The organism is Kitasatospora sp. NPDC004615, assembly GCF_042873545.1.
In the GTDB taxonomy this organism is placed as follows: Bacteria; Actinomycetota; Actinomycetes; order Streptomycetales; family Streptomycetaceae; genus Kitasatospora.
Window position 1 is genome coordinate 302,816 of record NZ_JBIALQ010000007.1, and the last position, 25,123, is coordinate 327,938.

Annotated in this window: 21 protein-coding genes; 17 read left to right on the forward strand and 4 right to left on the reverse strand. The window is 72.4% G+C overall.

The genetic code is table 11. The features are described 5' to 3' along the window. The first annotated feature begins 15 nt into the window (after positions 1 to 15). The 4 genes from rimI (at position 16) to ACFYS8_RS25200 (ending at position 2,773) form a co-directional block, all read left to right on the forward strand. Entirely contained in the window at positions 16 to 495 is a 480-nt protein-coding gene (gene rimI, locus ACFYS8_RS25185; RefSeq protein WP_387644998.1) for a ribosomal protein S18-alanine N-acetyltransferase, read from the forward strand. Continuing rightward, positions 488 to 1,567, forward strand: a complete 1,080-nt coding sequence (tsaD, locus tag ACFYS8_RS25190; RefSeq protein WP_387644535.1) for a tRNA (adenosine(37)-N6)-threonylcarbamoyltransferase complex transferase subunit TsaD — start codon at positions 488 to 490, stop codon at positions 1,565 to 1,567. The genes rimI and tsaD overlap by 8 nt, the downstream gene beginning before the upstream one ends. Positions 1,568 to 1,578: 11 nt before the next feature. Further along, positions 1,579 to 1,824, forward strand: a complete 246-nt coding sequence (locus tag ACFYS8_RS25195) for a hypothetical protein (protein ID WP_387644537.1) — start codon at positions 1,579 to 1,581, stop codon at positions 1,822 to 1,824. A gap of 70 nt (positions 1,825 to 1,894) precedes the next feature. Next, positions 1,895 to 2,773: a polysaccharide deacetylase family protein gene (locus tag ACFYS8_RS25200; RefSeq protein WP_387644540.1), complete on the forward strand. Its 879-nt coding sequence runs from the start codon at positions 1,895 to 1,897 to the stop codon at positions 2,771 to 2,773. Here the strand turns inward: ACFYS8_RS25200 and ACFYS8_RS25205 are convergent. Together ACFYS8_RS25205 and ACFYS8_RS25210 are read right to left on the reverse strand one after the other, a co-directional pair. Then, complete coding sequence (locus ACFYS8_RS25205) at positions 2,749 to 3,927, reverse strand: methyltransferase domain-containing protein (RefSeq protein ID WP_387644543.1); 1,179 nt, start codon at positions 3,925 to 3,927, stop codon at positions 2,749 to 2,751. The two genes, ACFYS8_RS25200 and ACFYS8_RS25205, sit on opposite strands and share 25 nt — an antisense overlap. Positions 3,928 to 4,102: 175 nt before the next feature. Beyond that, positions 4,103 to 4,438, reverse strand: a complete 336-nt coding sequence (locus ACFYS8_RS25210; RefSeq protein ID WP_387644546.1) for a hypothetical protein — start codon at positions 4,436 to 4,438, stop codon at positions 4,103 to 4,105. A gap of 258 nt (positions 4,439 to 4,696) precedes the next feature. Between ACFYS8_RS25210 and groES the strand changes: the two genes are divergently transcribed. The 3 genes from groES to ACFYS8_RS25225 all read left to right on the forward strand — a co-directional run bounded on the left by groES (position 4,697) and on the right by ACFYS8_RS25225 (position 7,992). Then, complete coding sequence (gene groES, locus ACFYS8_RS25215; protein ID WP_014136232.1) at positions 4,697 to 5,002, forward strand: co-chaperone GroES; 306 nt, start codon at positions 4,697 to 4,699, stop codon at positions 5,000 to 5,002. Between the two features lie 100 nt (positions 5,003 to 5,102). Continuing rightward, positions 5,103 to 6,737, forward strand: coding sequence for a chaperonin GroEL (groL, locus tag ACFYS8_RS25220; protein WP_387644549.1), 1,635 nt, complete (start codon positions 5,103 to 5,105; stop codon positions 6,735 to 6,737). Between the two features lie 253 nt (positions 6,738 to 6,990). Further along, a complete protein-coding gene (locus tag ACFYS8_RS25225; RefSeq protein ID WP_387644552.1) occupies positions 6,991 to 7,992 on the forward strand; it encodes a LysR family transcriptional regulator in 1,002 nt (333 codons plus the stop codon). A gap of 139 nt (positions 7,993 to 8,131) precedes the next feature. Here ACFYS8_RS25225 and ACFYS8_RS25230 read toward each other — a convergent pair whose 3' ends face one another. Further along, the gene (locus tag ACFYS8_RS25230) at positions 8,132 to 8,458 is read right to left on the reverse strand and encodes a WhiB family transcriptional regulator (RefSeq protein WP_387644555.1); all 327 of its coding nucleotides are present in this window, start codon (positions 8,456 to 8,458) and stop codon (positions 8,132 to 8,134) included. Positions 8,459 to 8,995: 537 nt separating this feature from the next. On the opposite strand from ACFYS8_RS25230, the gene ACFYS8_RS25235 reads away from it, so the two are divergent. From ACFYS8_RS25235 to ACFYS8_RS25250, 4 genes are all read left to right on the forward strand, one after another. After that, positions 8,996 to 9,607: a response regulator transcription factor gene (locus ACFYS8_RS25235; protein WP_014136228.1), complete on the forward strand. Its 612-nt coding sequence runs from the start codon at positions 8,996 to 8,998 to the stop codon at positions 9,605 to 9,607. Positions 9,608 to 9,805: 198 nt separating this feature from the next. Next, positions 9,806 to 10,525, forward strand: coding sequence for an RNA polymerase sigma factor ShbA (gene shbA, locus ACFYS8_RS25240; protein ID WP_387644557.1), 720 nt, complete (start codon positions 9,806 to 9,808; stop codon positions 10,523 to 10,525). A 227-nt stretch (positions 10,526 to 10,752) separates the two neighbouring features. Continuing rightward, entirely contained in the window at positions 10,753 to 12,255 is a 1,503-nt protein-coding gene (guaB, locus tag ACFYS8_RS25245) for an IMP dehydrogenase (RefSeq protein ID WP_387644559.1), read from the forward strand. Between the two features lie 162 nt (positions 12,256 to 12,417). Continuing rightward, entirely contained in the window at positions 12,418 to 13,536 is a 1,119-nt protein-coding gene (locus tag ACFYS8_RS25250) for a GuaB3 family IMP dehydrogenase-related protein (protein ID WP_387644562.1), read from the forward strand. A gap of 70 nt (positions 13,537 to 13,606) precedes the next feature. Here the strand turns inward: ACFYS8_RS25250 and ACFYS8_RS25255 are convergent, their stop codons facing one another. Beyond that, positions 13,607 to 14,305, reverse strand: a complete 699-nt coding sequence (locus ACFYS8_RS25255; protein WP_387644564.1) for a hypothetical protein — start codon at positions 14,303 to 14,305, stop codon at positions 13,607 to 13,609. A gap of 323 nt (positions 14,306 to 14,628) precedes the next feature. Between ACFYS8_RS25255 and ACFYS8_RS25260 the strand changes: the two genes are divergently transcribed. The 6 genes from ACFYS8_RS25260 (at position 14,629) to ACFYS8_RS25285 (ending at position 24,448) form a co-directional block, all read left to right on the forward strand. Further along, positions 14,629 to 16,284, forward strand: coding sequence for a serine/threonine-protein kinase (locus ACFYS8_RS25260; RefSeq protein WP_387644567.1), 1,656 nt, complete (start codon positions 14,629 to 14,631; stop codon positions 16,282 to 16,284). Positions 16,285 to 16,398: 114 nt separating this feature from the next. Continuing rightward, positions 16,399 to 17,484 (forward strand): protein kinase, encoded by a 1,086-nt coding sequence (locus ACFYS8_RS25265; protein WP_387644569.1) that lies wholly within the window; start codon positions 16,399 to 16,401, stop codon positions 17,482 to 17,484. Between the two features lie 157 nt (positions 17,485 to 17,641). After that, positions 17,642 to 19,285, forward strand: coding sequence for a serine/threonine-protein kinase (locus ACFYS8_RS25270; protein ID WP_387644572.1), 1,644 nt, complete (start codon positions 17,642 to 17,644; stop codon positions 19,283 to 19,285). Between the two features lie 198 nt (positions 19,286 to 19,483). Next, positions 19,484 to 21,091 (forward strand): succinic semialdehyde dehydrogenase, encoded by a 1,608-nt coding sequence (locus ACFYS8_RS25275; protein ID WP_387644574.1) that lies wholly within the window; start codon positions 19,484 to 19,486, stop codon positions 21,089 to 21,091. A 34-nt stretch (positions 21,092 to 21,125) separates the two neighbouring features. Then, entirely contained in the window at positions 21,126 to 22,886 is a 1,761-nt protein-coding gene (locus ACFYS8_RS25280; protein ID WP_387644577.1) for a GMC oxidoreductase, read from the forward strand. A gap of 176 nt (positions 22,887 to 23,062) precedes the next feature. Next, complete coding sequence (locus tag ACFYS8_RS25285) at positions 23,063 to 24,448, forward strand: hypothetical protein (protein ID WP_387644579.1); 1,386 nt, start codon at positions 23,063 to 23,065, stop codon at positions 24,446 to 24,448. The last annotated feature ends 675 nt before the right edge of the window (positions 24,449 to 25,123 follow it).

Sequence of the window (25,123 nt, forward strand, 5' to 3'; positions counted from 1 at the left end):
TTCTCGCTGCGTCCCATGCGCTGGTGGGACATCGAGCCCGTCATGGCGCTGGAGCACCTGCTGTTCCCCGACGACGCCTGGTCGCGCGGGATGTACTGGTCCGAGCTGGCCGAGGCGCACCCGGGCGGCAGCCGGCACTACGTGGTGGCGGTCGGCGAGGACGACACGCTGGTCGGCTACGCCGGGCTGATGGTGGTCGGGGCGGACGGCGACGTGCAGACCATCGCGGTGGAGGCCGGGCACCAGGGGGCGGGCCTCGGGGCGATGCTGCTGACCGAGCTGATCGAGGAGTCGGTCCGGCGCGGCTGTGCCGAGCTGCTGCTGGAGGTGCGGGTGGACAACCTGCGCGCGCAGCAGCTGTACGAGCGGTTCGGGTTCGAGCCGGTCGGCATCCGGCGGGGCTACTACCAGCCCGCCAACGTGGACGCACTGGTGATGCGTCTGGACCACCTGGCAAGCGATGCAAGCGATCTGAAGGATCATCACAATGGCTGACGAACCGCTCGTCCTCGGAATCGAGACCTCCTGCGACGAGACCGGCGTCGGCATCGTCCGCGGCACCACGCTGCTCGCCGACGCGGTCGCGTCCTCGGTGAACGACCACGCCCGGTTCGGCGGCGTCGTCCCGGAGATCGCCAGCCGGGCGCACCTGGAGGCGATGGTCCCCACCATCCAGCGCGCGCTGGACACCGCCGGCATCAAGGCGAGCGACCTGGACGGCATCGCCGTCACCGCCGGCCCCGGCCTGGCCGGTGCGCTGCTGGTCGGCGTCAGCGCCGCCAAGGCGTACGCGTGGGCGCTGGACAAGCCGCTGTACGGCGTCAACCACCTGGCCTCGCACATCTGCGTCGACCAGCTGGAGCACGGCCGGCTGCCCGAGCCGACCATGGCGCTGCTGGTCTCCGGCGGGCACTCCTCGCTGCTGCTCAGCAGCGACATCACCTCCGACGTGCGGCCGCTCGGCGCGACCATCGACGACGCGGCCGGCGAGGCGTTCGACAAGGTCGCGCGCGTTCTCGGCCTGGGCTTCCCCGGCGGGCCGGTGGTGGACCGGATGGCCCGCGAGGGCGACGGCAAGGCGATCGCCTTCCCGCGCGGCCTGAGCAGCGCGAGCGACCCGGCGTACGACTTCTCGTTCTCCGGCCTGAAGACCGCCGTGGCGCGCTGGGTCGAGGCCAAGCGGCGGGCCGGCGAGCCGGTGCCGGTGGCGGACGTCGCCGCGTCCTTCCAGGAGGCCGTCACCGACGTGCTCACCCGCAAGGCTGTGCGGGCGTGCAAGGACAACGGCGTCGACCACCTGATGATCGGCGGCGGCGTCGCCGCGAACTCCCGGCTGCGCGAGATGGCGCAGCAGCGCTGCGACAAGGCGGGAATCGTGCTGCGGGTGCCGCGGCCGGGCCTGTGCACCGACAACGGCGCGATGGTGGCCGCGCTCGGCGCCGAGATGGTCTGGCGCGACCGCACCCCGTCGGCGTTCGACCTGTCGGCGGACTCCTCGCTGCCGGTCACCGAGACGCACGTCCCGCACACGGACTTCCACGCGCACGCGGCCGAGGCGCTGAAGTGACCCTGGCGGCCATGTGGGAGGCCCGCGCGGCCGACGGGCGGGGGAGCGAACTGCACACCTGGGCACGGGAGTTCGCGCTCCCCGCGGTGCGTGGGGCGGCCGGCCTGGAACGGGTCGAACTGTTCACCGCACCCGGCGACCGGGTGCTGATGATCGCGCTGTGGACGGGCGAGCCGCAGCCCGTCCCGGCGCCCCCGGCGGGGCTGCTGTCCCGGCCGGTGCACCACTGGACCTTCACCCGGACGGACGTCGGGTAGGCAACCGCGGGGCAGGTAGCGTTCGTCCTGAACATCGACACGCCTGTAGAGCTGAGAGCGGGGGACACCGGTGAAGAAGAGGGCCCGGATCGGGTACGGGTTGGGCGCGCTCGCCGTGCTGCTGGCGGCCAGCGGGTGCGGAAGCTCCGCGCCCGCCACGAAGTCCGCAGCCCCCGCGCAGCCCTCCGCCGCGTCCTCGGGCGGCTCGTCCGCCCCCGCGTCGGCGCCCGCGCAGGACACCGCCGGGGACGCCGCATGGGCGAAGTGGGGCCTCAAGCCGATGGCCAAGGCGCCCGCGGCGCCCGCCGACAAGCCGATCAAGCTGACCAAGACCGGCACCGTGCCGGTGTTCAGCGAAGTCCCCACCCAGGACAAGGTCGTCTTCATCACCATCGACGACGGGGCCGAGAAGGACCCCAAGTTCGTCCAGATGCTGACCGACCTGAAGGTGCCGATCACGATGTTCCTGACCAAGGACATCGTCAAGAACGACTACGCCTACTTCAAGCCGCTGCAGGCGCTCGGCAACACCATTCAGAACCACACCGTCGACCACCCGGTGATGAGCAAGATCCCGGCCGCCAAGCAGAAGTCCGAGATCTGCGACGACCAGACCGCCCTCACCGAGCAGTACGGCACCGCCCCCTACCTGTTCCGCCCGCCGTTCGGCGACGGCGCCAACACCCCGACCCTGAACACCTCGGTGCAGGAGTGCGGGCCGCGCGCCATCGTGCTGTGGCGTGAATCCATGCAGATCCACGACATGCAGTACCAGTCCGCCGACAAGAAGCTGAAGAACGGCGACATCATCCTCGCCCACTTCCGCGGCCCGTCCGAGCTCAAGGGCGAGAGCATGACCTCGATGTTCGGCGAGATGCTCGCCCGCATCCAGGAACAGGGCTTCGCGGTCGCCCGCCTCGACGACTACATCGCCAAGCCCGTCGGCTGACCCAGCATCATCACCGGGCCGGCCTCGGTACGGGCGACGATCACCGTCACCGAGTTCGGCCCGGACGGCTTCAGCTGTCGCCGCAGCTCCTCCGGCACCACCGACGCCCCGCGCTTCTTGATCACCACGGTGCCGATCCGGCGTTCCTTCACCAGCGCCTTCAACTTCTTGACGTTGTACGGCAGTACGTCGGACAGCTCGTAGGCGTGCGCGTACGGCGTCGGGTGCAGCTCGTCCGAGGTGACGTACGCGATCATCGGGTCGATCAGCCGGCCGTTCGTCAACTCGGCCACCTCGGCGACCATCCGGCCCCGGATCACCGCGCCGTCCGGCTCGTACAGGTACCGGCCCACCGCGCCCACCGGCGGGTCCGGCAGCGCGCCGCCGGCCAGCGAGTGCGGGCCCGGCAGCACCGTCGCCCGGTACGGCTCGGCGGCCCCGGTGCCGAACCACAGCACCGCCTCCTTCACCTCGCCCCGGTCCGACACCCACTCCGCCTCGGCGCCCTCCGGCACCAGCTCGTGCGGGATCCCCGGCGCCACCTTCAACGCGCCGAACGGGGTGCGCCGGGCCGCCTCCACCGCCCAGGACAGCGGCGGCGAATACGCCTCCGGATCGAATACCCGCCCGCGCGAGGTGCGCCGCGCCGGGTCGGTGAACACCGCGTCGAAGCCGTCCGTGTCGATGTCCGCGACGTCCGCGCAGCGCACCTCCACCAGCTCCGCCACGCCCAGCGCCGCCGCGTTCGCCCGCGCCACCTCGCAGGTCAGCTCGTCGCGGTCCACCGCCAGCACCGCGATCCCGGCCCGGGCCAGCGCGATCGCGTCCCCGCCGATCCCGCAGCACAGGTCCGCCAACCGCTTCACCCCGAGCGCCGCGAACCGACCCGCCCGCCACTCGGCCACACTGCGCCGGGTCGCCTGCTCCACCCCGTTCTGGGTGAAGTACATCGACCGGGCGTCCGCCCCGAACTTCGCCTCCGCCCGCTGCCGCAACCGCGCCTGCTCGAACGCGGCCCGCACCAGCTCCGCTGGGTAATCCCGCCGCAGCCGGGTCGCCAGCGCCAGCTCCTGGTCCGCCGTGAACTCCCGCAACTCCGCCAGCAGCGCCTGCCCCTGCTCGGTCAGCAGCGCCCGGAACGACTCGATCTCCACACCACCATTGTCCCCGCCCCGCTCACCCCGTGATCACCCGCAGCGCGATCGCTGCCAGCGCCGTCAACCGGAGCGCATGCCGTACATCCCGCCGTGCGGACGGTCTTCGTCATGTGCCGATGCCGAACCTGGAGTCGGCGCCGTCGCCTGAGCGCCCGTGCACAACCCGGAAGGATCAGAGGCGCAGCACCGAGTGCGCCGCCACCGCCAGCAGCGGCCCCACCGTCAGCAGCGCCAGCGGTGCGATCCGCAGTCCCCGGCGGGCCGGCAGCACCAGGCCGGTCGCCAGCACCATGAGCGCGAGCAGCAGTCCCGACGCGGCCAGCATCAGCGAGAACGCCCCGAGCACCTGCCCCAGCGGGCCGAAGACCGAAGGGTCGGCGACCCACACGTAGCTGAACCTCGCCCAGGTCAGCATGCCCGGCAGCATGGCCAGCAGCGGCACTTCCGCGGCCACCATCCACACCGCGTGGAACGCGTCCTGCCCTGCGGGGCGTCGAGTCTTCGTCATGCGCCGATCCTGGCGCCCGGGCCGGCGCCGCCGCCTGAGTACCGGCACTCAATCGGGGGGTGTGGTGCCGACATCCGACACGGCGTCATTGGCACTCTGGTTGACTGAGTGCTAACGGCGACCTAAGGTCGTTCCTGGCACTCCCCCCAGGGGGAGTGCTAACGCGAAGATGCGTGCCTGACCCCCGCGACGGCAGCTGCGCACCCTCGCCCACCTACCTGATAGACAACCCCGTAATCTCCGAAGGGGAGCTCGGACGTGACCACCAGCAGCAAGGTTGCCATCAAGCCGCTCGAGGACCGCATTGTGGTCCAGCCGCTCGACGCCGAGACCACCACCGCCTCCGGCCTGGTGATCCCGGACACTGCCAAGGAGAAGCCCCAGGAGGGTGTCGTCCTGGCTGTCGGCCCGGGCCGCTTCGAGGACGGCCAGCGTCTGCCGCTCGACGTCGCCGTCGGTGACATCGTCCTGTACTCGAAGTACGGCGGCACCGAGGTGAAGTACCAGGGCGAGGAGTACCTCGTCCTCTCGGCTCGCGACGTTCTCGCCATCATCGAGAAGTAAGACGTCCCCAGCCCGCCCCGGATCCGTGTCAGCACTGACAGGGGCCCGGGGCGCGGTTGTTGCTCCACGTACGCAGACCACACCCTGAGGAAACGGGATCATGGCGAAGACCCTGCAGTTCAACGAGGATGCCCGCCGCTCGCTGGAGCGCGGCGTCAACAAGCTGGCCGACACCGTCAAGGTGACCATCGGCCCCAAGGGCCGCAACGTCGTCATCGACAAGAAGTTCGGCGCCCCCACCATCACCAACGACGGTGTGACCATCGCCCGCGAGGTCGAGCTCGACGACCCGTACGAGAACCTCGGCGCGCAGCTGGTCAAGGAGGTCGCCACCAAGACCAACGACGTCGCGGGTGACGGCACCACCACCGCCACCGTGCTGGCCCAGGCCCTGGTCAACGAGGGTCTGCGCAACGTCGCCGCCGGCGCCGGCCCGGCCGCCCTGAAGAAGGGCATCGACAAGGCTGTCGCCGCCGTCTCCGAGCACCTGCTGTCGGTCGCCCGCGAGATCGAGGGCAAGGACGACATCGCCGCCGTCGCCTCCCTCTCCGCGCAGGACACCCAGGTCGGCGAGCTGATCGCCGAGGCGATCGACAAGGTCGGCAAGGACGGTGTCATCACCGTCGAGGAGTCGAACACCTTCGGCGTCGAGCTCGAGTTCACCGAGGGCATGCAGTTCGACAAGGGCTACCTGTCGCCGTACTTCGTCACCGACGCGGAGCGCCAGGAAGCCGTCCTGGAGGACCCGTACATCCTGATCAACCAGGGCAAGATCTCCTCGATCCAGGAGCTCCTGCCGCTGCTGGAGAAGGTCCTGCAGGCCGGCGGCTCCCGCCCGCTGCTGATCATCGCCGAGGACGTCGACGGCGAGGCGCTGTCCACCCTGGTGGTCAACAAGATCCGCGGCACCTTCAACGCGGTCGCGGTCAAGGCCCCCGGCTTCGGTGACCGCCGCAAGGCCATCCTCGGCGACATCGCCACCCTGACCGGTGGCCAGGTCATCTCCGAGGAGGTCGGCCTCAAGCTCGACCAGGTCGGCCTGGACGTGCTGGGCTCCGCCCGCCGCATCACCGTCACCAAGGACGAGACCATCGTCGTCGACGGCGCCGGTGACTCCTCCGAGGTCGCCGGCCGCGTGGCCCAGATCAAGGCCGAGATCGCCAACACCGACTCCGACTGGGACCGCGAGAAGCTGCAGGAGCGCCTGGCCAAGCTGGCCGGTGGCGTCTGCGTGATCAAGGTCGGCGCGGCCACCGAGGTCGAGCTCAAGGAGCGCAAGCACCGCCTGGAGGACGCCATCTCCGCGACCCGCGCCGCGGTCGAGGAGGGCATCGTCGCCGGTGGTGGCGCCTCGCTGGTGCACGCCGCGAAGGTCCTGGAGGACGGCCTCGGCCTGTCCGGCGACGAGGCCACCGGTGTCGCCGTGGTCCGCCGCGCCCTGGTCGAGCCGCTGCGCTGGATCGCCCAGAACGCCGGCCTCGAGGGCTACGTCATCACCTCCAAGGTCTCCGAGCTCGAGCCGGGCCAGGGCTACAACGCCGCCACCGGCGAGTACGGCGACCTGGTCAAGGCCGGCGTCATCGACCCGGTCAAGGTCACCCGCTCCGCCCTGGAGAACGCCGCCTCCATCGCCTCCCTCCTCCTCACCACCGAGACCCTCGTGGTCGAGAAGAAGGAAGAGGAAGAGGCCGCGGGCCACGGCCACTCGCACGGTGGGCACGGCCACAGCCACTGAGCGTCTGCTGACAGCTAGGCGTTAGGGGCAGCAGCCCCAGGGGCGCGAGGAACTGCGCGACCGGCCATGCACTCTCGTAGTGCGAGGCTGGGACCGCCGGTTCCTCGCGCCCCTTTCGCGTGGGCGGAGGCGGGTGGGGCTGGACGATGGTGGTCGAGTGCGGACGGTGCATGGCTGGCCGCGCAGTTCCCCCGCGCCCCTGGTGGTGCTCTCCCTGGATCCGCACCCTGGCTCTCCCTCTAAGGTTGATGGCGTGATTGAAGCCCGCCACCTCCGTGTTCTGCATGCCGTCGCCCGGACCGGGTCCTTTTCTGCTGCGGCGCGGGAGCTGGGGTGCACTCAGCCTGCGGTGAGTCAGCAGATGAAGGCGCTGGAGAAGGCGGTGGACACCCCGCTGGTGGTGCGGTCGGGGCGGGAGATGCAGCTGAGCGAGGCCGGGCGGGTGCTGTTGAAGCATGCGAACGGGATCCTCGCGGGGCTGTCGGCCGCGGAGGAGGAGGTCGCGGCGATCGCGGGGCTGCGGGCGGGCCGGGTGCGGCTGGTCTCGTTCCCGACGGCGAGTTCGACGCTGGTGCCGCGGTCGGTGGCGCAGGTGCGGGCGGCGCACCCGGGGGTGCGGGTCTCGCTGGTGGAGGCGGAGCCCCCGCAGGCGTTGGCGATGCTGCGCGGCGGGGAGTGCGAGGTGGCGCTGGCGTTCCGGTACCCGGATTCGCAGGGCGGTCTGAGCCTGCCGTCCCCGCATGCGACGCTGCGCGAGGCGCGCGCGGAGGCGACGTTGGAGGCGGCGGCGACGGCTGCGGCGAACGACTGGTCGGAGCTGGTGGTGCGGCCGCTGCTGGACGATCCGCTGGTGGGTCTGGTGCCGGCCGGGCATCCGCTGGCGGGCCGGGGCGAGGGCGAGCCGGTGGATCTCGCGGAGCTGGCGCAGGAGCAGTGGATCGCGGGCTGTCCGCAGTGCCGGGGGCACCTGGTGGAGCTGTGCACGGACGCGGGCTTCGCGCCGTCGATCGAGTTCGCCACCGACGACTACCCGGCGGTGGTGGGCCTGGTGGGCGCGGGTCTGGGGGTGGCGGTGCTGCCGGGGCTGGCGCTGGAGTCGGTGCGGCATCCGGGAGTGGTGGCGGTGCCGGTCCGGGTGGCGTCGGGTGAGCCCGCGCGGCGCGAGGTGGTGGCGTTGACCCTGCCGGACCTGGCGGGGGTTCCGGCGGTGGAGCTGATGTTGGACCAGCTCGCGGCGGCGGCTGCGGCCCGCTGAGGCGTTCGCGGAAGGGTCCGGGAACGGACGCGGCGCCGGCCTGGGGCGGGGCGCCGCAGCGTATACGAAGAAACGTTTTTTCAGTTACTCGAAGAGTTGGTGCGGCGGCAGGGAGTATGCGCGGCCGCTCACCGGGTGCTCAGTGGCGGATGGTCTGCGGCATCGCCAGCGGGACCTGGACCAGCCGGTTGCGGGAGCGGCCGAGCAGCTCCTCGCGCTCGTCCTCCGTCATGCCGCCCCACACCCCGTAGGGCTCGCGGACGGCCAGGGCGTGGGCCGCGCACTGGGCGCGTACCGGGCAGCGCATGCAGACCTCCTTGGCGCTCGCCTCGCGGGAGGTCCGGGCCGCGCCGCGTTCGCCCTCGGGGTGGAAGAACAGCGAGCTGTCGACGCCGCGGCAGGCGGCGGAGAGCTGCCAGTCCCAGAGGTCTGCGTTGGGGCCTGGGAGGCGGGAGAAATCTGCCATGGCTCATTCCCTTCGAGGGCGCGGGACCTGGCGGCTCGGCCGTGGTTGTCCGGCGAGACTGCGCGGGACCGATACGGACACCTGGAAATATGACTTACACCCAACTACACGGACAAGTCACCCACAGACCGACACAACAGTCAATGACCTAACGGAAGCTATAAAAACGGACAAACGGTGCAATAGGTTTTAAGTCGCACCCTTCCCCGATCGGATGTCCGAAGGGGCGCGGGTCCCGGCCGGAAGGCGTGCGTGGCGCGGGCACCGCGCGCGAGCTGCACAAAAGTGCGGCGTGTGCACCGCGAGGTGGCTCTTGTGTGATGGGTTGGCCACGTACAGTGGTGGAGATGGACCTGAAGCCGTAACTCATTCGAGTGACGGTCGTTGGATGTACGGAGGCGGTCAGCAGGCGCGGGACATCGGGATCGGTCGCGGAGCGAGGCGATCGGAACGGAGTCCGTCCAAGGCGGCCGTGTCGGAGAGGTTCGTACCAGCCAGGAGGCTCAACGTGACGCGGATCAGCTGCGGAGGACGGTCATGACATCCGTACTCGTCTGCGACGATTCCCCGCTCGCCCGGGAGGCGCTGCGCCGTGCGGTGGCGACCGTACCCGGCGTGGACCGGGTGACCACTGCGACGAACGGTGAGGAGGTCCTCCGCCGCTGGGTGGCCGACCGTTCCGATCTCGTTCTGATGGACGTTCGGATGCCCGGACTGGGCGGAGTGGAGACGGTCCGCCGACTGCTCTCGGCCGACCCGGGCGCCCGGATCATCATGCTCACCGTGGCCGAGGACCTGGACGGTGTGGCCCTCGCGGTCGCCGCCGGGGCCCGCGGCTACCTGCACAAGGACGCCTCGCGCGCCGAGCTGCGGGCCACCGTCACCCAGGCGCTGGCCGACCCGACCTGGCGCCTGGCGCCGCGCCGGCTGCGCAGCCCGGACATGGGCGCCGCACCGACCTTGACGGCCCGTGAGATCCAGGTGCTGGAGGGGATGAGCCACGGCCGCAGCAACGCGGAGATCGGCCGCGAGCTGTTCCTGTCCGAGGACACCGTGAAGACGCACGCCAGGCGGCTGTTCAAGAAGCTCGGCGCCTCGGACCGCGCGCACGCGGTGGCGCTCGGCTTCCGTTGGGGCCTGGTCCGCTGAGCGGGTGCGGCGACAACTGCGCTCGCTCGGACGTGTGACGTTGTGGTCCCGAGGCTGCACCATGGAGTAGTGGAGCACCTCGGGGACCAGCGGACAGGCAGGGGAGGCGGCACGGTGCACCCGGCGACGCATAACGTTCCGATGCACAAGTCCGGACGCGGTGCCGCGTTTTCCGGTCCGACCAGGCACCATGGACCGATGCATGACGACGAGGAGGCCGCCGGGACCGATCCGGCACAGCCCGCCCCCGAGGGTGCGGCTGCCGGTCCGTCGTCGGCACCGGAGGGCCGGTCGGCGGGATCCGACGGTGCGTCGGGTGCGGGTGGCCGTCCGCAGAACGCGGGTGTGACGTCGCCCGAGGAGGCCGCACTGGTCGCGGCCGCGGTGCGTGGGGACGGTCCGGCGATCGAGGCGCTGCTCGGCTACGTGCTGCCGCTGGCGCTGCGCTACTGCCGGGGCCGGCTGCTCCGGCTGCCCGGCGGGGCCCGGCACCATGTGGACGACGTGGCGCAGGAGGTGTGCGTCGCGGTGCTGTGCGCGCTGCCCCGCTACCGGGACACCGGCCGCCCGTTCGAGGCCTTCGTGTACGGGATCGCCGCGCACAAGATCGCCGACCTGCAGCGGGCCGCGATGCGCGGGCCCGGTTCGACGGTGATCCCGCCGGACGACCTGCCGGAGACGCCGGACGACTCGCTCGGCCCGGAGGAGCGGGCGCTGCTGTCCAGCGACGCCGCGTGGATCAAGGAACTGCTGTCCAACCTGCCGGCCCGGCAGCGCGAGCTGGTGCTGCTGCGGGTGGCGGACGGGCTGTCGGCGGAGGAGACCGGCGAGGTGCTCGGCATGTCGCCGGGCGCGGTGCGGGTGGCCCAGCACCGGGCGCTGTCGCGGCTGCGGGCGCTGGCCGAGGAGTCCGGCTAGCCGGTTCGCGCGGGGGGAAGAAGCGTGGGGGCGCGCGCGTTGTCAAGAGGGCGCGACGACGCACCCCGCGGCACCAGTACCATGGGGTATCGGCGCCTGGTCGGGTCGCCAAAGTTTCTCCGGTGTGCGCGGTCCTCGGTTGGAGGATCGACCGAACGCCGGGCTTGGCGGCCGAGAGAGCCCTGGCGCCCGTGCGCAGAACGACGGCCCGCCACGGAAGGTTCCCCATGTCTTACAACGCCGCCGGCGTACCCGAGAAGTTCGCGATGCTCGGACTCACGTACGACGACGTCCTGCTGCTGCCCGGGGCCTCCGAGGTGCTGCCCAACCAGGTCGACACCTCCTCGCGGATCTCCCGGAACGTGCGGGTCAACATCCCGCTGCTGTCGGCGGCGATGGACAAGGTCACCGAGTCCCGGATGGCGATCGCGATGGCCCGGCAGGGCGGCGTCGGCGTCCTGCACCGCAACCTGTCGATCGAGGACCAGGTCAACCAGGTCGACCTGGTGAAGCGCTCCGAGTCCGGCATGGTGACCGACCCGATCACGGTCGGCCCGGAGGCCACGCTGGCCGAGGCCGACGCGCTGTGCGCCCGGTTCCGGATCTCCGGCGTGCCGGTCGCCGGCCCGGACGGCAAGCTGCTGGGCATCGTCACCAACCGTGACATGGCCTTCGAGACCGACCGCAGCCGCAAGGTCGCCGAGATCATGACGCCGATGCCGCTGATCACCGGCAAGGTCGGCATCTCCGGCGAGGACGCGATCGCGCTGCTGCGCCGCCACAAGATCGAGAAGCTGCCGCTGGTCGACGACGAGGGCCGGATCAAGGGCCTGATCACCGTCAAGGACTTCGTCAAGGCGGAGAAGTACCCGAACGCCGCGAAGGACGCCGAGGGCCGGCTGCTGGTCGGTGCCGCGGTCGGTGCGTCCGCCGAGGCGTTCGACCGCGCCCAGGCGCTGGTCGGCGCGGGCGTGGACTTCCTGGTGGTGGACACCTCGCACGGTCACTCGCACAACGCGCTGTCCTGGATCTCGAAGATCAAGTCCGCCGTGTCGGTCGACGTGGTCGGCGGCAACGTCGCCACCCGGGACGGCGCGCAGGCGCTGATCGACGCGGGCGTGGACGGCGTGAAGGTCGGCGTGGGCCCCGGCTCGATCTGCACCACCCGTGTGGTGGCCGGCGTCGGCGTGCCGCAGGTGACGGCGATCTGGGAGGCCGCGCAGGCCTGCCAGGACGCGGGCGTCCCGATCATCGGCGACGGCGGCCTGCAGTACTCCGGTGACATCGGCAAGGCGCTGTGCGCCGGCGCCGACACCGTGATGCTGGGCTCGCTGCTGGCCGGCTGCGAGGAGTCGCCGGGCGAGCTGCTGTTCATCAACGGCAAGCAGTTCAAGTCCTACCGCGGCATGGGCTCGCTGGGCGCGATGCAGACCCGCGGCCAGGCCAAGTCCTTCTCCAAGGACCGCTACTTCCAGGCCGAGGTCTCCTCGGACGAGAAGCTGATCGCCGAGGGCATCGAGGGCCAGGTGCCCTACCGCGGCCCGCTGTCCGCGGTGCTGTTCCAGCTGGTCGGCGGCCTGCGCCAGACCATGGGCTACGTCGGTGCCGGGTCGGTCGAGGAGATGCAGACCAAGGGCCGGTTCGTCCGGATCACCTCGGCGGGCCTCAAGGAGAGCCACCCGCACGACATCCAGATGACGGTCGAGGCGCCGAACTACAACGCGCGCTGACCCGAGTCCCACCGGAGCCGCCCGGCCCGCAGTTCACCCTGCGGGCCGGGCGGCTCCGGTGTTCGGTGCGCCCCTGTCGGGGGGCAAAGGGGTCGTACGGGATACTTGGGGGGCGACCGGGGTGACCCGGTCGGGAGATGGAAAGCAGCAGAAGGGCTCGAAGTGACTGAGATCGAGATCGGGCGAGGCAAGCGCGGCCGCCGGGCGTACTCCTTCGACGACATTGCCGTCGTCCCCAGCCGCCGTACGCGTGACCCGAAGGAGGTCTCGATCGCTTGGCAGATCGACGCCTACCGGTTCGAACTGCCGTTCCTGGCGGCGCCGATGGACAGCGTGGTGTCGCCCCAGCAGGCGATCGCGATCGGGCAGCTGGGCGGCCTGGGCGTGCTGAACCTGGAAGGCCTGTGGACGCGGTACGAGGACCCGCAGCCGCTGCTGGAGGAGATCGCGTCGATCGCCGACGAGGCGGACGCGACCCGGCGCCTGCAGGAGGTGTACTCCGCGCCGATCAAGGCCGAGCTGATCAAGCAGCGGATCAAGGAGGTCCGTGACTCGGGTGTGGTCACCGCCGCGGCGCTCTCGCCGCAGCGCACCGCCGAGTTCTCCAAGGCCGTGGTCGACGCCGGCGTCGACGTCTTCGTGATCCGCGGCACCACGGTCTCCGCCGAGCACGTGTCGGGTGCGGCCGAGCCGCTCAACCTGAAGCAGTTCATCTACGAGCTGGACGTCCCGGTGATCGTCGGCGGCTGCGCCACCTACACCGCCGCGCTGCACCTGATGCGCACCGGCGCGGCCGGCGTGCTGGTCGGCTTCGGCGGCGGCGCCGCGCACACCACCCGCAACGTGCTGGGCATCCAGGTGCCGATGGCGACCGCCGTGGCGGACGTCGCGGCGGCCCGTCGCGACTACATGGACGAGTCCGGCGGCCGCTACGTGCACGTGATCGCGGACGGCGGCGTCGGCTACAGCGGCGACATCCCGAAGGCCGTCGCCTGCGGCGCGGACGCGGTGATGATCGGTGCCGCGCTGGCCCGCGCCACCGACGCGCCCGGCCAGGGCTACCACTGGGGCATGGAGGCCGTCCACGAGGAGCTGCCGCGCGGCAAGCGGGTCCACCTGGGCACCGTCGGCTCCACCGAGCAGATCCTGGCCGGCCCGTCGCACACCCCCGACGGCACCATGAACCTGTTCGGCGCGCTGCGCCGGGCGATGGCCACCACCGGCTACACCGAGCTCAAGGAGTTCCAGCGGGTCGAGGTCACGGTCAACTCCGGCCACTGATCGCTCCGCTGATTCCGCTGATACGGAAAGGGCCCCTGCCATACGGCGGGGGCCATTTTTCGATGTGGCGTCAGGACTTGCCGGACTTCACGGTCATGCTGACGCCCAGGAACGCGCCGAGCACGATGAACAGCACCGAGAACAAGTCGAAGGCTTCCTTCCAGACGTCGACCAGAAGGGAGAAGTGGTCGAAGAGCAGGGCCGTCACCGACATGCTGGTGTGCTCGTGGGCGATCAGGGCGATGCCGAAGATCTCGCCGAAGAACAGGCCGACCACGGTGAGCAGCCCACCGAGCGGCGGCAGCAGCGGGTGCTTGCCGCCGACCTTGCCGACGGTGGCGCCGATGGCGGCGGCCATGCCGAGCACCAGCCAGACGAACTCGCGGTCGGTGGCCTTGGCGATGAATCCGTACAGCAGGCCGCAGGCCAGCGTGACGCCGACGCCGGCCAGCAGCGCGAGCGGCACGTTCTTCGGGCCGGCGTCGGCGCCGGCCACCGGGACGCCCGCGCCCCAGGGCTGGCCCTCGGCCGGGGCGGACTGGTCGGCCTGGCCGGGCTGGCCGTAGGGGGCCTGGCCGTACGGGGCCTGCGGCGGGGCGGCCTGGGCGTAGGGGGCCTGCGGGGGCTGGCCGTACGGAGTCTGGGGTGCGCCGGGCTGGCCGGGCGGGGCCTGCGGCGGCTGGCCGTACGGGGCCGGGGGCGGGGTGGCCTGGCCGTAGGGGGCCTGCGGCGGCTGGGCGTAGGGGTTGGTCGGATCGGGCGTGGTCATTTCGGATCCCCCCGTTGTGATGGCATGAAGAGCGCGCAGAGGTTAGCAGGCGCACGGAGCGCTTGGACAGGGGTGCGGCAGGCTTCGGACGATCACCGGTGACGGGGCGGTCGGGACCGGTCGTTTTCGGTCGCCGGAGTGGTGCGGAAGAGACACAGGGGGCGCACGGGGCGCGGCGCGGGTGGGGGTGGGTGGTCGGGCGGGGCGGAGACAGGGGATGATGGTGCCCCGGCGTGCGACCGCCGCCCGCAGTGGTCCGACAAGCCGTCAGGTCCCGGCCGGGCGACCGGCGAGGGCCGCAACACCATGGGGAGAGCGCACCGATGACGCAGCCGCAGGAACCGACCGGCCGCCTGCTGGCGGACCGTTACCGGCTCGGCGAGGTGCTCGGCCGTGGCGGTATGGGCACCGTGTGGCGGGCCGAGGACGAGATGCTCGGCCGGGTCGTCGCGGTGAAGGAGCTCCGGATGACCGGGGCCGTCGACGAGGCCGAGAAGCGCCGGCTGATCGTCCGCACCCTGCGCGAGGCCAAGGCCACCGCCCGGATCCGGCACACCGCCGCCGTCACCGTCTTCGACGTGGTCGAGGAGGACGGGCGGCCGTGGATCGTGATGGAACTCGTCGACGGCCGTTCGCTGGCCGACGTGGTCCGCGAGGACGGCGCGCTGACGCCGGAGCGGGCCGCCGCGATCGGGCTCGACCTGCTCGGGGTGCTCGGCGCCGCGCACAGCCAGGGCGTGCTGCACCGTGACGTGAAGCCGTCCAACGTGCTGATCGGTGAGGACGGGCGGACCGTGCTCACCGACTTCGGCATCGCCAGCGTCGAGGGCGACACCTCGATCACCTCCACCGGCATGCTGGTCGGCGCGCCCTCCTACATCGCGCCCGAGCGGGCCCGCGGGCAGCGGCCCGGCCCGCCGTCCGACCTGTGGTCGCTCGGCGGCACGCTGTACGCGATGGTCGAGGGCGTCCCGCCGTACGACCGGGGCTCCGCGCTGGCCACGCTGACCGCCGTGATGACCGAGGAACTGCCGCCGCCCCCGCACGCCGGGCCGCTGCTGCCGGTCATCGAGGGGCTGCTGGAGAAGGACCCCGCGAAGCGGATGGACGCGGACACCGCCCGCGAAATGCTGCAGCGGATCGTCGCCGGGAAGGCGCTGCCCGAGCCGAAGCCCGCCGCCGCCGCGAAGCCGGCCGAGCCCGTCGCCGCCGAGACCGCGACCCGGGCGCTGCCCGCCGACCCCGCCGCCGGCGCGGAGACCGCGGTGGTGGCGCGCGGCGGGGATTCCCGCCGGCGCACGCTGCTGGCCGTCGCCGCGGTGGCCGCGGTGCTGGCGCTGGTCGCCACGCTGGTGGTGCTGTGGCCTGCCGAGAAGGGCGGCGGGGCGAGCGCCCAGGACAGCGGCGGGAACACCGTCGCACCCGTGCAGCCCTCCGAGACCGCGAGCAGCTCGCCGTCCGCGAGCCCGAGTGCCAGTGCGTCGGCGGAGCCGAGCGAGTCGCCCGGGCCGACGCTGAGCCCGGGTCAGGTCCCGGACGGGTACCGGGTCTACAAGGACCCGTCCGGTTTCAGCATCACGCTGCCGGAATGGATGGCCGACAAGGGGGCGGACTACCGCTCCACCAGCCGGCAGTTCGAGGGCAACGGGTTGCGGCTGGTGGTCGACTGGCAGTCGCCCGCCGGGGACAGCGCGCTCAAGGACTGGCAGGCGTCCGACAAGTCCGCGACCATGAAGGACTACCGCCGGATCCGGGTCGAATCGGTGGCCTACCGGGGCTGGAGCAACGCCGCCGACTGGGAGTGGACCTACACCGGCAAGAGCGGCACCCTGCTGCACTCGCTGAACCGCGGCTTCGTCACCGGCAACGGCAAGTACGGCTACGCGATCTACTGGACCATGCCGGAATCCGTGTGGTCCGCGCCGGACGGCTCGCTGGCCCGGCGGATCTCCTTCGAGAGTTTCCAGCCGGCGCCGTGAACCGGACGGAGCGTCTCGGGCGGGTGGACACAAGGGAGTTGAAAGACCGCACCGGGAGGTGGCGGGTGCGGCCCGGGGCCGTAGGCTGGCGGGACTACGGCGTGAGGAACAGGCATGCGAACGGCCCCGGGGCAGGTGGTGGCCGGGCGGTACCGGGTGACGGACCGTCCGGACGATGAGGTCGGCGTGCCCGCGGTGGACGGGCCCAGCGGCGCCCGGGTGCGGCTGTTCGCCCTGGAACTGCCGGAGTCGCCGGTGCTCGGCGGGACGGCACCCGCCTACGGGCCGCAGCTGACCGCCCGGGTCGCGCAGGTCGCGGCCGCCGCACCCACCCACCCGCGGCTGCTGCGCGGACTTGCCGCCGGACCCGAGGGCGAACTGCTGTGGGTCGCCGAGGAATCGGTGGCCGGAGCGCCGCTGGAGCGGCTGATGGGCGACGGGCCGCTGTCGCCGTACCGGGTCGCGGAGATCGGCGCCGACCTGGCCGGGGCGCTGCGGGCCGTGCACGGCACCGGACTCACCCACGGCAACGTCACCGCCCGCACCGTGCTGATCTGCGAGGACGGCGCGGCGATGCTCGGCGGCCTGCTGCTCGGCGCCGCCGAAGAAGAACTGTGCGCGGCGCTCGGCGGCGAAGTGCCGCGCCGGGTGTACGAGACGCGCGCGCTCATGCTCGGACCGCTCGCCGAGCGCTGGGCGATCGACGCGGGCGCACCCGCCGACACCTGGGCCCTCGGTGTGCTGCTCTACCGCCTGCTCACCGGCCACGGCCCGTACCCCGAGCACGACCTGCCGACCCTGCTGGCCGCCGTCCGCGACGGCCGCCACCACCCCGCCGACGGGTGCGGCCCGCTGCGGTCGCTGGTCGAGCGGCTGCTGCGCCCGGACGCCGCCGCGCGGCCCGACGCGTTCGCCGTCCAGCAGGAGCTGCGCGAGCTGCTGGTGTTCGCACCCGAGCCGTACCCGGACGGCCCGCCCGCTCCGCCGATGCCCGCGCCCCGCACCGAGAGCGCTCCGCCGGCGGCCCGGCGCCCGCGCGGCGCCCGCCCGAAGAAGCGGCCGCCGACGGCCCGTCAAGGTGCCGCGCCCGCCGGGCGTCCGCCGCGGATACCCGCGCGACTGCTCGGGCCGCTGGTGGTGGTGGCGGTGCTGGTGCTGATGGTCGCGGCACTCGCCGGGATCGTTCTGGTCGCAGGCTGAAAGCGGTCGGTCACCGTGCGATTCGCAAGCCGGGGTGTGATTCCCGCGCGGCGCCGCGCAGCCTAGGCTTGCCTTCGAACCGTCGGTGCGAGCAGGCACACGAGGTGCCACGACCTCGTCCGACCGACGGTGGGGGGTCATCGAAGGGGGGACGGTCATGGGCGCACAGGACCAGTCGACCGACCGTCTGCTGGCCGGGCGGTACGCGCTCGGCGAGCGCCTGGGGCGCGGCGGGATGGGGACCGTCTGGCGGGCCAGGGACGAAATGCTGGACCGGGAGGTCGCCGTCAAGGAATTGACGGTCAGCCACCTCTCGGAAGAGGACCTGGAAATGCTTCAGTCCCGGATGAAGCGTGAGGCCCGGGCCGCCGCCCGGATCAAGCACCCGGGCGTCATCACCATCCACGACGTGCTCGAACAGGACGGCCGGCCGTGGATCGTGATGGAACTCGTCGACGGCCGTGCGCTGTCCGAAGTGATCAGCCAGGACGGCACCCTGAGCCCGCGTGAGGCCGCCGAGGTCGGCCTCCAGCTGGTCGCCGCACTGCACCGCGGCCACCAGCTCGGGGTGCTGCACCGGGACGTCAAGCCCGCCAACGTGCTGATCGAACACGGCAGCGGACGCGTCGTGCTGCTCGACTTCGGCATCGCCAAGTTCGAGGGCGCGATGGAGATCACCCGCCCCGGCGACCTGGTCGGCTCACCCGACTACCTGGCCCCCGAACGGGCCCAGGGCCAGCGGCCCGGACCGGCCTCCGACCTGTGGGCGCTCGGCGCGACGCTGTTCCACGCCGTCGAGGGCCAGTCGCCGTTCCGCCGCGACAGCCCGCTCGGCACCCTCACCGCCGTCGTCGACGAGCCGCTCCCCGAATCCCGGCGGGCCGCCGCACTCGGGCCGGTGCTGGCCGCGCTGATGGCCAAGGACCCGGCGGAACGGCCCGGCGCCGACGAAGCCACCAAGATGCTTCGCGAGGTCGCCGCCGGACAGACCGTCAGCATCCGCGTGCCGGCCCAGGCCGGCGAGGAACGGCAGCCCACGCAGGCGGTGCCGCTGGGCGACCGGGTCGAACCTGCCGAGAGGGCTGCCGGGGCGGCCGCCGGGGCGGAGACGGTGACGCCCGGGCGGGTGCCGGTGCAGGGCGGGGCGACGGAGACGGTGGCGCCGGCTGCGGTTGCGGCTCCGGCTCCGGCTCCGGCGGTTCGGGGCGGTCGGAAGCGGCGGATGCTGATGGTGCTGGCCGCCGTGCTGGCGCTGGCCGTCGCGGGTGGAGGCGGGTTCTACTACCTGGACCACCGGCACAAGGGCCAGGGCGGAGAGGTTTCGTCCGGCGTCGTCGACCCCGCGCTGTCGCCTCCTCCCACCGGCTACACCTGGCAGGAGGACCCGGCCGGATTCCGCTTCCCGCTGCCCAGCGACGGCAAGTGGGTGCGCAGCGAGGAAGGCACCCAGATCTACTACTCGCCCGACGGCCGCGACCACTACCTGCAGTTCGCGGTGACGGTCGGTCAGCCGCTCTCGCCGCAGGAGCACCTGCTGCAGCTGGAGGCCTCGCTCAGCAAGAGCCAGCGGGACTTCCAGACCAGCAGCCTGGCCGCCGCGAAGATCAACGACCAGGAAGGCGCGGTGTGGGAGTTCAGCTTCACCACGCCGAGCGGCGTCCGCCGGCACGCGAAGGAGGCGGAGTTCCGGCGCAGTGACGGGACGTCGTACTCGGTGTACGTGTCGGGGCCGGAGAAGGACTGGACGCAGAGCCTGCGGCGCTTCACGACGGTGCTCAACAAGTTCACACCGACGAAGTGAGACGGCGGCGGGCCGCGACCTGACAGCGAGGGTCGCGGCCACGTGCAGGTCATTGGCCGTGGCGCGATCCTGCCGACGGGAGTCTTCCGCTTCGCGCAGTTCTCCCCTGGGGGCTGGGAGGTGCCCCCACGCGCCCCTGGCTCGAATGAGTGTTACCGGCGGGTACACAAGCGGGCGTCGAGCGCCTAGGCTGCCCGCATGACGGAGAGCACGAGCCAGGTTCGGCGCAATCCTGTGGCCACGGGTGCGGCGCGTACGGTTGCTTCGGCGGTGCCGGCGGCGGTGGTGGCGCGGTTGGTGAAGGGTGTGACGGCGTCCGGGGAGGGCGTCGTGGAGACCCTGGCGCCGTTGACCGGGGAGGTGCTGGCGGCGCTGCCGGTGTCGGGGACGGCGGATGTGGACCGGGCGTTCACGGAGGCCCGGCGGGCGCAGCCCGCGTGGGCGGCGCTGTCGGTGCGGCACCGGGCGGGGGTGCTGCTGCGGTTCCACGATCTGTTGCTGCGGCGGCAGGACGAGGTGCTGGACCTCATTCAGGCGGAGACCGGGAAGGCCCGGCTGCATGCCTTCGAGGAGGTCATGGCGGTCGCGTCGGCGGCCCGGCACTACGGGCGGACGGCGTCCTCGTACCTGAAGGACCGCCGTCGTGGCGGTGCGGTGCCGGGGCTGACGAGTGCGGTGGAGGCGCGGCGGCCCAAGGGTGTGGTCGGGCAGATCTCGCCGTGGAACTACCCGTTGGAGCTGTCCGTCGGTGACGCGCTGCCGGCGCTGGTCGCGGGCAACGCGGTGGTGAACAAGCCGGACACCCAGACGGCGCTGACCGCGTTGTGGGCGCGGGAGTTGTTCGTCGAGGCGGGGCTGCCGCCGCAGGTGTGGCAGATCGTGCTGGGTGACGGCCCGGTGGTGGGGCCGGAGGTGGTGGAGCGCGCGGACTACGTGGCGTTCACCGGTTCGACCCGTACCGGCCGGGACGTGGCCCGGCGGGCTGCCGAGCGGCTGGTCGGGGCCTCGCTGGAGCTGGGCGGCAAGAACGCCATGCTGGTGCTCTCCGACGCCGACCTGGACAAGGCCGCGGCGGGTGCGGTGCGGGCGTGCTTCTCCTCCGCCGGGCAGCTGTGCATCTCGATCGAGCGGCTGTACGTGCACCGGTCGGTGGCGGACGCGTTCCTGGCGAAGTTCGCGGAGCGGACGTCCGCGCTGCGGCTGGGCGGCGGTCTGGCGTACGGCGCGGACATGGGCTCGCTGGTGTCGGGCCGTCAGCTGGAGACCGTGACCCGGCACGTCGAGGAGGCGGTCAAGGCCGGGGCGACGGTGGTGGCCGGCGGACAGGCCCGGCCGGACCTCGGGCCGCTGTTCTTCGAGCCGACCATCCTGGACGGCGTCACCCCCGAGATGGCGGTGTGCGCGGAGGAGACCTTCGGCCCGGTGGTGTCGATCTACCGGTTCGACACCGAGGACGAGGCGGTCGCCGCCGCCAACGCCACCCCGTACGGCCTGAACTCCAGCGTGTGGACCAGGGACACCGGCCGGGGCCGCAAGGTCGCGGCCCGGCTGCGCACCGGCACCGTCAACGTGAACGAGGCGTACGCCGCCGCGTACGGGTCGGTGGCGTCGCCGATGGGTGGCATGGGCGACTCGGGGCTCGGCCGGCGGCATGGTGCGGAAGGCATTCTGCGGTACACCGAGGCGCAGACCATCGCCGTGCAGCGGCTGCTGCCGATCGGCCCGTCGATGGGTATGGACGACCAGAAGTTCGCCGAGTTCTTCACCACCGGCCTGAAGGTCATGAAGGCGTTCCGCCTGAAGTAGCAGGGCAGTTGCCGTCGCTTGCCGAGGAGGGGCAGTGTCGTTCGACTACGACGTCGTGGTGGTCGGTTCGGGCTTCGGTGGTTCGGTCGCCGCGCTGCGGCTGACCGAGAAGGGGTACCGGGTCGCCGTCCTGGAGGCCGGGCGCAGGTTCGGCCGCGACGAGCTGCCCACCACGTCCTGGGACACCCGCGACTACCTGTGGGCGCCCGCCGTCGGCCTGTACGGCATCCAGCGCATCCACCTGCTGCGCAATGTGCTCATTCTGGCCGGGGCGGGCGTCGGCGGCGGCTCGCTGAACTACGCCAACACGCTGTACGTGCCGCCGAAGCCGTTCTTCGAGGACCGGCAGTGGCGGCACATCACCGACTGGCAGGCCGAACTCGCCCCGTTCTACGACCAGGCGCAGCGGATGCTCGGTGTTCGGCTCAACCCGACGATGACGCCTTCGGACGTGCACCTGAAGGCCGCCGCCGAGGCGATGGGCTGCGGCGACACCTTCCACCTGGCCCCCGTCGGGGTGTTCTTCGGCGACGGGCAGGACGGCACCGGCGAGGCGAAGGCCGCGCCCGGCAGCGAGGTCGACGACCCGTACTTCGGCGGGGCCGGCCCGAAGCGCAAGGCGTGCACCGAGTGCGGGGAGTGCATGACGGGCTGCCGGCACGGCGCGAAGAACATGCTCACCGAGAACTACCTGTACCTGGCGGAGCGGGCCGGCGCCGAGATCCTGCCGCTGACCACCGTGAAGCGGCTGCGCCCGCACGGCGACGGCTACGCGGTGGACGTGCTGCCCACCGACGCCCGCACCCGGCGGGCGAAGAAGGCCGGCGCCCGCACCATCACCGCCGAGCGGGTGGTGGTCGCGGCTGGCACCCACGGCACCCAGACGCTGCTGCACCGGATGCGCGAGGGCGGGCTGCTGCCCCGGATCTCCGCCAAGCTGGGCCACCTGACCCGCACCAACTCCGAGGCGCTGGTGGGCGCGCAGACCTCCGACCGGCGTTACGGGGAGCGGCCCGACTTCACCCGTGGCGTGGCCATCACCTCGTCCGTGCACCCCGACGAGAACACCCACATCGAGCCGGTCCGCTACGGCCGAGGTTCGAACGCGATGGGCGCGCTGTCCATCCAGCAGGTCAGCGGGGCGGGGCGCGGGCCGCGCTGGCTGCGCTACCTCGGGTCGGTCGGCCGGCATCCGTGGATCTTCGCTCAGTCGATGAACCAGCACCGCTGGTCGGAGAAGACCATCATCGGCCTGGTGATGCAGTCGCTGGACAACTCGCTGACGGTGTCCCTGAAGAACGGCAAGCTGACCTCCCGCCAGGGTCACGGCGCGCCCAACCCGAGCTACATCCCGGCGGCGGAGGAGGGGGCGCGGGCGCTGGCCGCGTCGATCAACGGTTTCCCCGGCTCCACCGTCGGCGAGATCTTCGACATCCCGCTGACCGCGCACTTCCTCGGCGGCTGCCCGATCGGCGACAGCGCCGAGACCGGTGTGGTCGACCCGTACCACCGGCTGTACGGCTACCCGGGGATCAGCGTGGTCGACGGCTCCGCGGTCTCCGCCAACCTCGGCGTCAACCCGTCGCTGACGATCACCGCGCAGGCCGAGCGCGCCATGTCGATGTGGCCCAACCGCGGCGAGGCCGACCCGCGCCCCGAACAGGGCGCCGACTACCGGCCCGTCCGGGCGGTGACCCCGGCTCAGCCCGCCGTGCCCGAAGGGGCGTTCGGGGCGTTGCGGCTGCCGCTGCTGGCCGTGCCGAAGGTGCCGCGCAGGGCAACTGACGCCGATTGACATCGCCGGACGGCCGATGGGATAAACGGGCACCCGATCGAACCACCCCCGGGGGGACCGTCATGCCCATCTGCCCGTCCTGCGGAGCGGCTGTCGCCGGTGCCGTGGCGACCTGCGCGAACTGCGGACACCCCACCGGGCCCGCCGTAGTGCCGCCGCCCGCGATCGGGGAAGTGATGGTGGACGAGACCGCCGCGCCCGGTCCCTCCCCGTGGGGCTCCGGCCGGATACACCAGGACCGGCAGTGGCCGACACCGTCCCGGGGCTGGCTGACCGCCGGCCGGGTGCTGCTCGCCCCGACCGCGCTGCTGGTGGTGCTGGCCACGCTCGGCAGCACCATCGCGGGCCGCGGCGGCAGCGGCGTGGACGACGACCCGGCGGTGCGCTGGACCGTCCACACCTTCCAGATGTGGCTGCAGCTGACGCTGACCGCGTTCGGCACGCCCTGGCGGAACAGCAACTCCAGCAGCTTCGGCTCCTCCACCTCCGGCATTCACGTGCTGCCGTACGCGGTGGCGTTCGGCTGGCTGGCGCTGCTCTGGCTCGGCCAGCGGCTGACCGCCCGGGCCCGCGCCGCGGCCGGCGCCGCCGAGCCGACCGGGCCGGCGGCCGGCGCGCAGGCGCTGCGCACCGGCGCGCTGTCGGCGGTCGCGGTGCTGCTGCTGGGCTGGCTCTCCACCGGCAGTTCGCACGTCGACGAGGATTCGCTCTCGCTGAGCATGCAGGTCACCACCGGTCCGGCGATGCTGCCGCTCGGGCTGTCCGGGTTCCTGGCCGCGGCCGCGGTGGTGCTGGCCGTGGACGGGCAGGGCGCGCTGCGTGCCGAGGCCGCGCGGCGCCGGTGGCTGGGCGGCTGGCTGCTGGCGTGGCAGCACGCGGCGCGGGTGGTCGGGGCGCTGCTGGTGCTGCTCACCCTGGTGTCGGTGGTGATGCAGGTGCTGGTCGACCAGCCGTTCCCGCAGTCCACGTTCCGGGCGCTGACCGTCAACGGCGGCGTGTACCTGTTCGGTGTCGGCAGCGGCGCCCGGGCCGGGGTGGGCGGCCTGCGCGGCGGGCACGAGGGCACCTTCGCGCTGTACGACCTGGGCACGCACGGCGGGCAGTGGTGGCTGGCGGTGGTTCCGGTGCTGCTGGCGGCGCTGGCGCTCGGCTGGTCCGCGCACCGGGGGCGGCTGACCCAGCTGGACCGGGCCCGGCTGGCCGTGCTGTACGCGGTGCTGACGGCGGCGCTGGTGCTCGGCACCTCGATCTGGCTGAGCGAGAGCAGCACCATCAAGGGACAGGTCCACGAGGCCCGGATCGAACTGCTCGGCTGGTCGGTGACCTCGGTGGTGGTCGCGGCCGCGGCCTGGGCGGTGTTCGGCGCGCTGCTGGTGCCGGCCGCGCTCGACGCGGTGCGGCGCACGCCGGTGCCGGTGCGCGTGCCGCTGCCCGCGCAGGCGGCGGACGAGCCGGACGGCATCGTCGGGACGGTCGAACTGGTCGCCGAGGAGCGGCCGCTGGTCGGACAGGTCGACGTACTGGACTCGCACGCTGCCTACCGGCGGCCCGACGCGAGCTGAGCCCGGACCGGGCAGGACGCCGGCCGAGTCCGGACCGGGCAGGACGCCGGCCGAGTCCGGACAGGGCAAAGGGCCCCGCGGGGGAACGGGGCCCTTTGTCGGCCAGCACTCGGCGTCAGGGCCGCGCCGCGTGCTGGGTGACGGCGCCGGGGGAGGAGCGCCGTCGGGGAAATGGTTCTGAGCGCGCCCGAGGCCGATGGGCCTCACGGAGCGTGAGAGTCGGGCCGTTCGCGCCAACGGTCCGAGAGTGCGGCGGGGTGTGTGGTGGCCCCCGTCCTGCAGTCATCGTCCTGGACGAGGGCCGTGCCGTGCAACCGATTCGACGCAAATTCGGCCGAGTCCGGTACCGGACACGGCGCCGGGGGGCGCCGAAACCGACCGGCCGGGGTGGTAACTGTCCGTGATAGTGGCTTGCGGGGCGCACCGGGGCGTACGCCGGAGCGGTTGGTTGACCCGTGTGCGGCGGCCGGCACCGGTACCGGCCGCCACACCCCGGGTCCGCCCGGTCGCGGACGGGTTCGCTGTCCCCTGCTGACCCGACCGCGGCACCGGGGCGCGGTCCCACGGCGGGCCCGTGCCCGCCACGCGCACCGGTGGACCGGAGAAGAAAGATCCACGCGTGGTCCGCCGCACGCGCCGCCCGCACCTGGAGGGTGCCGGCGTCTCGCACGGTCT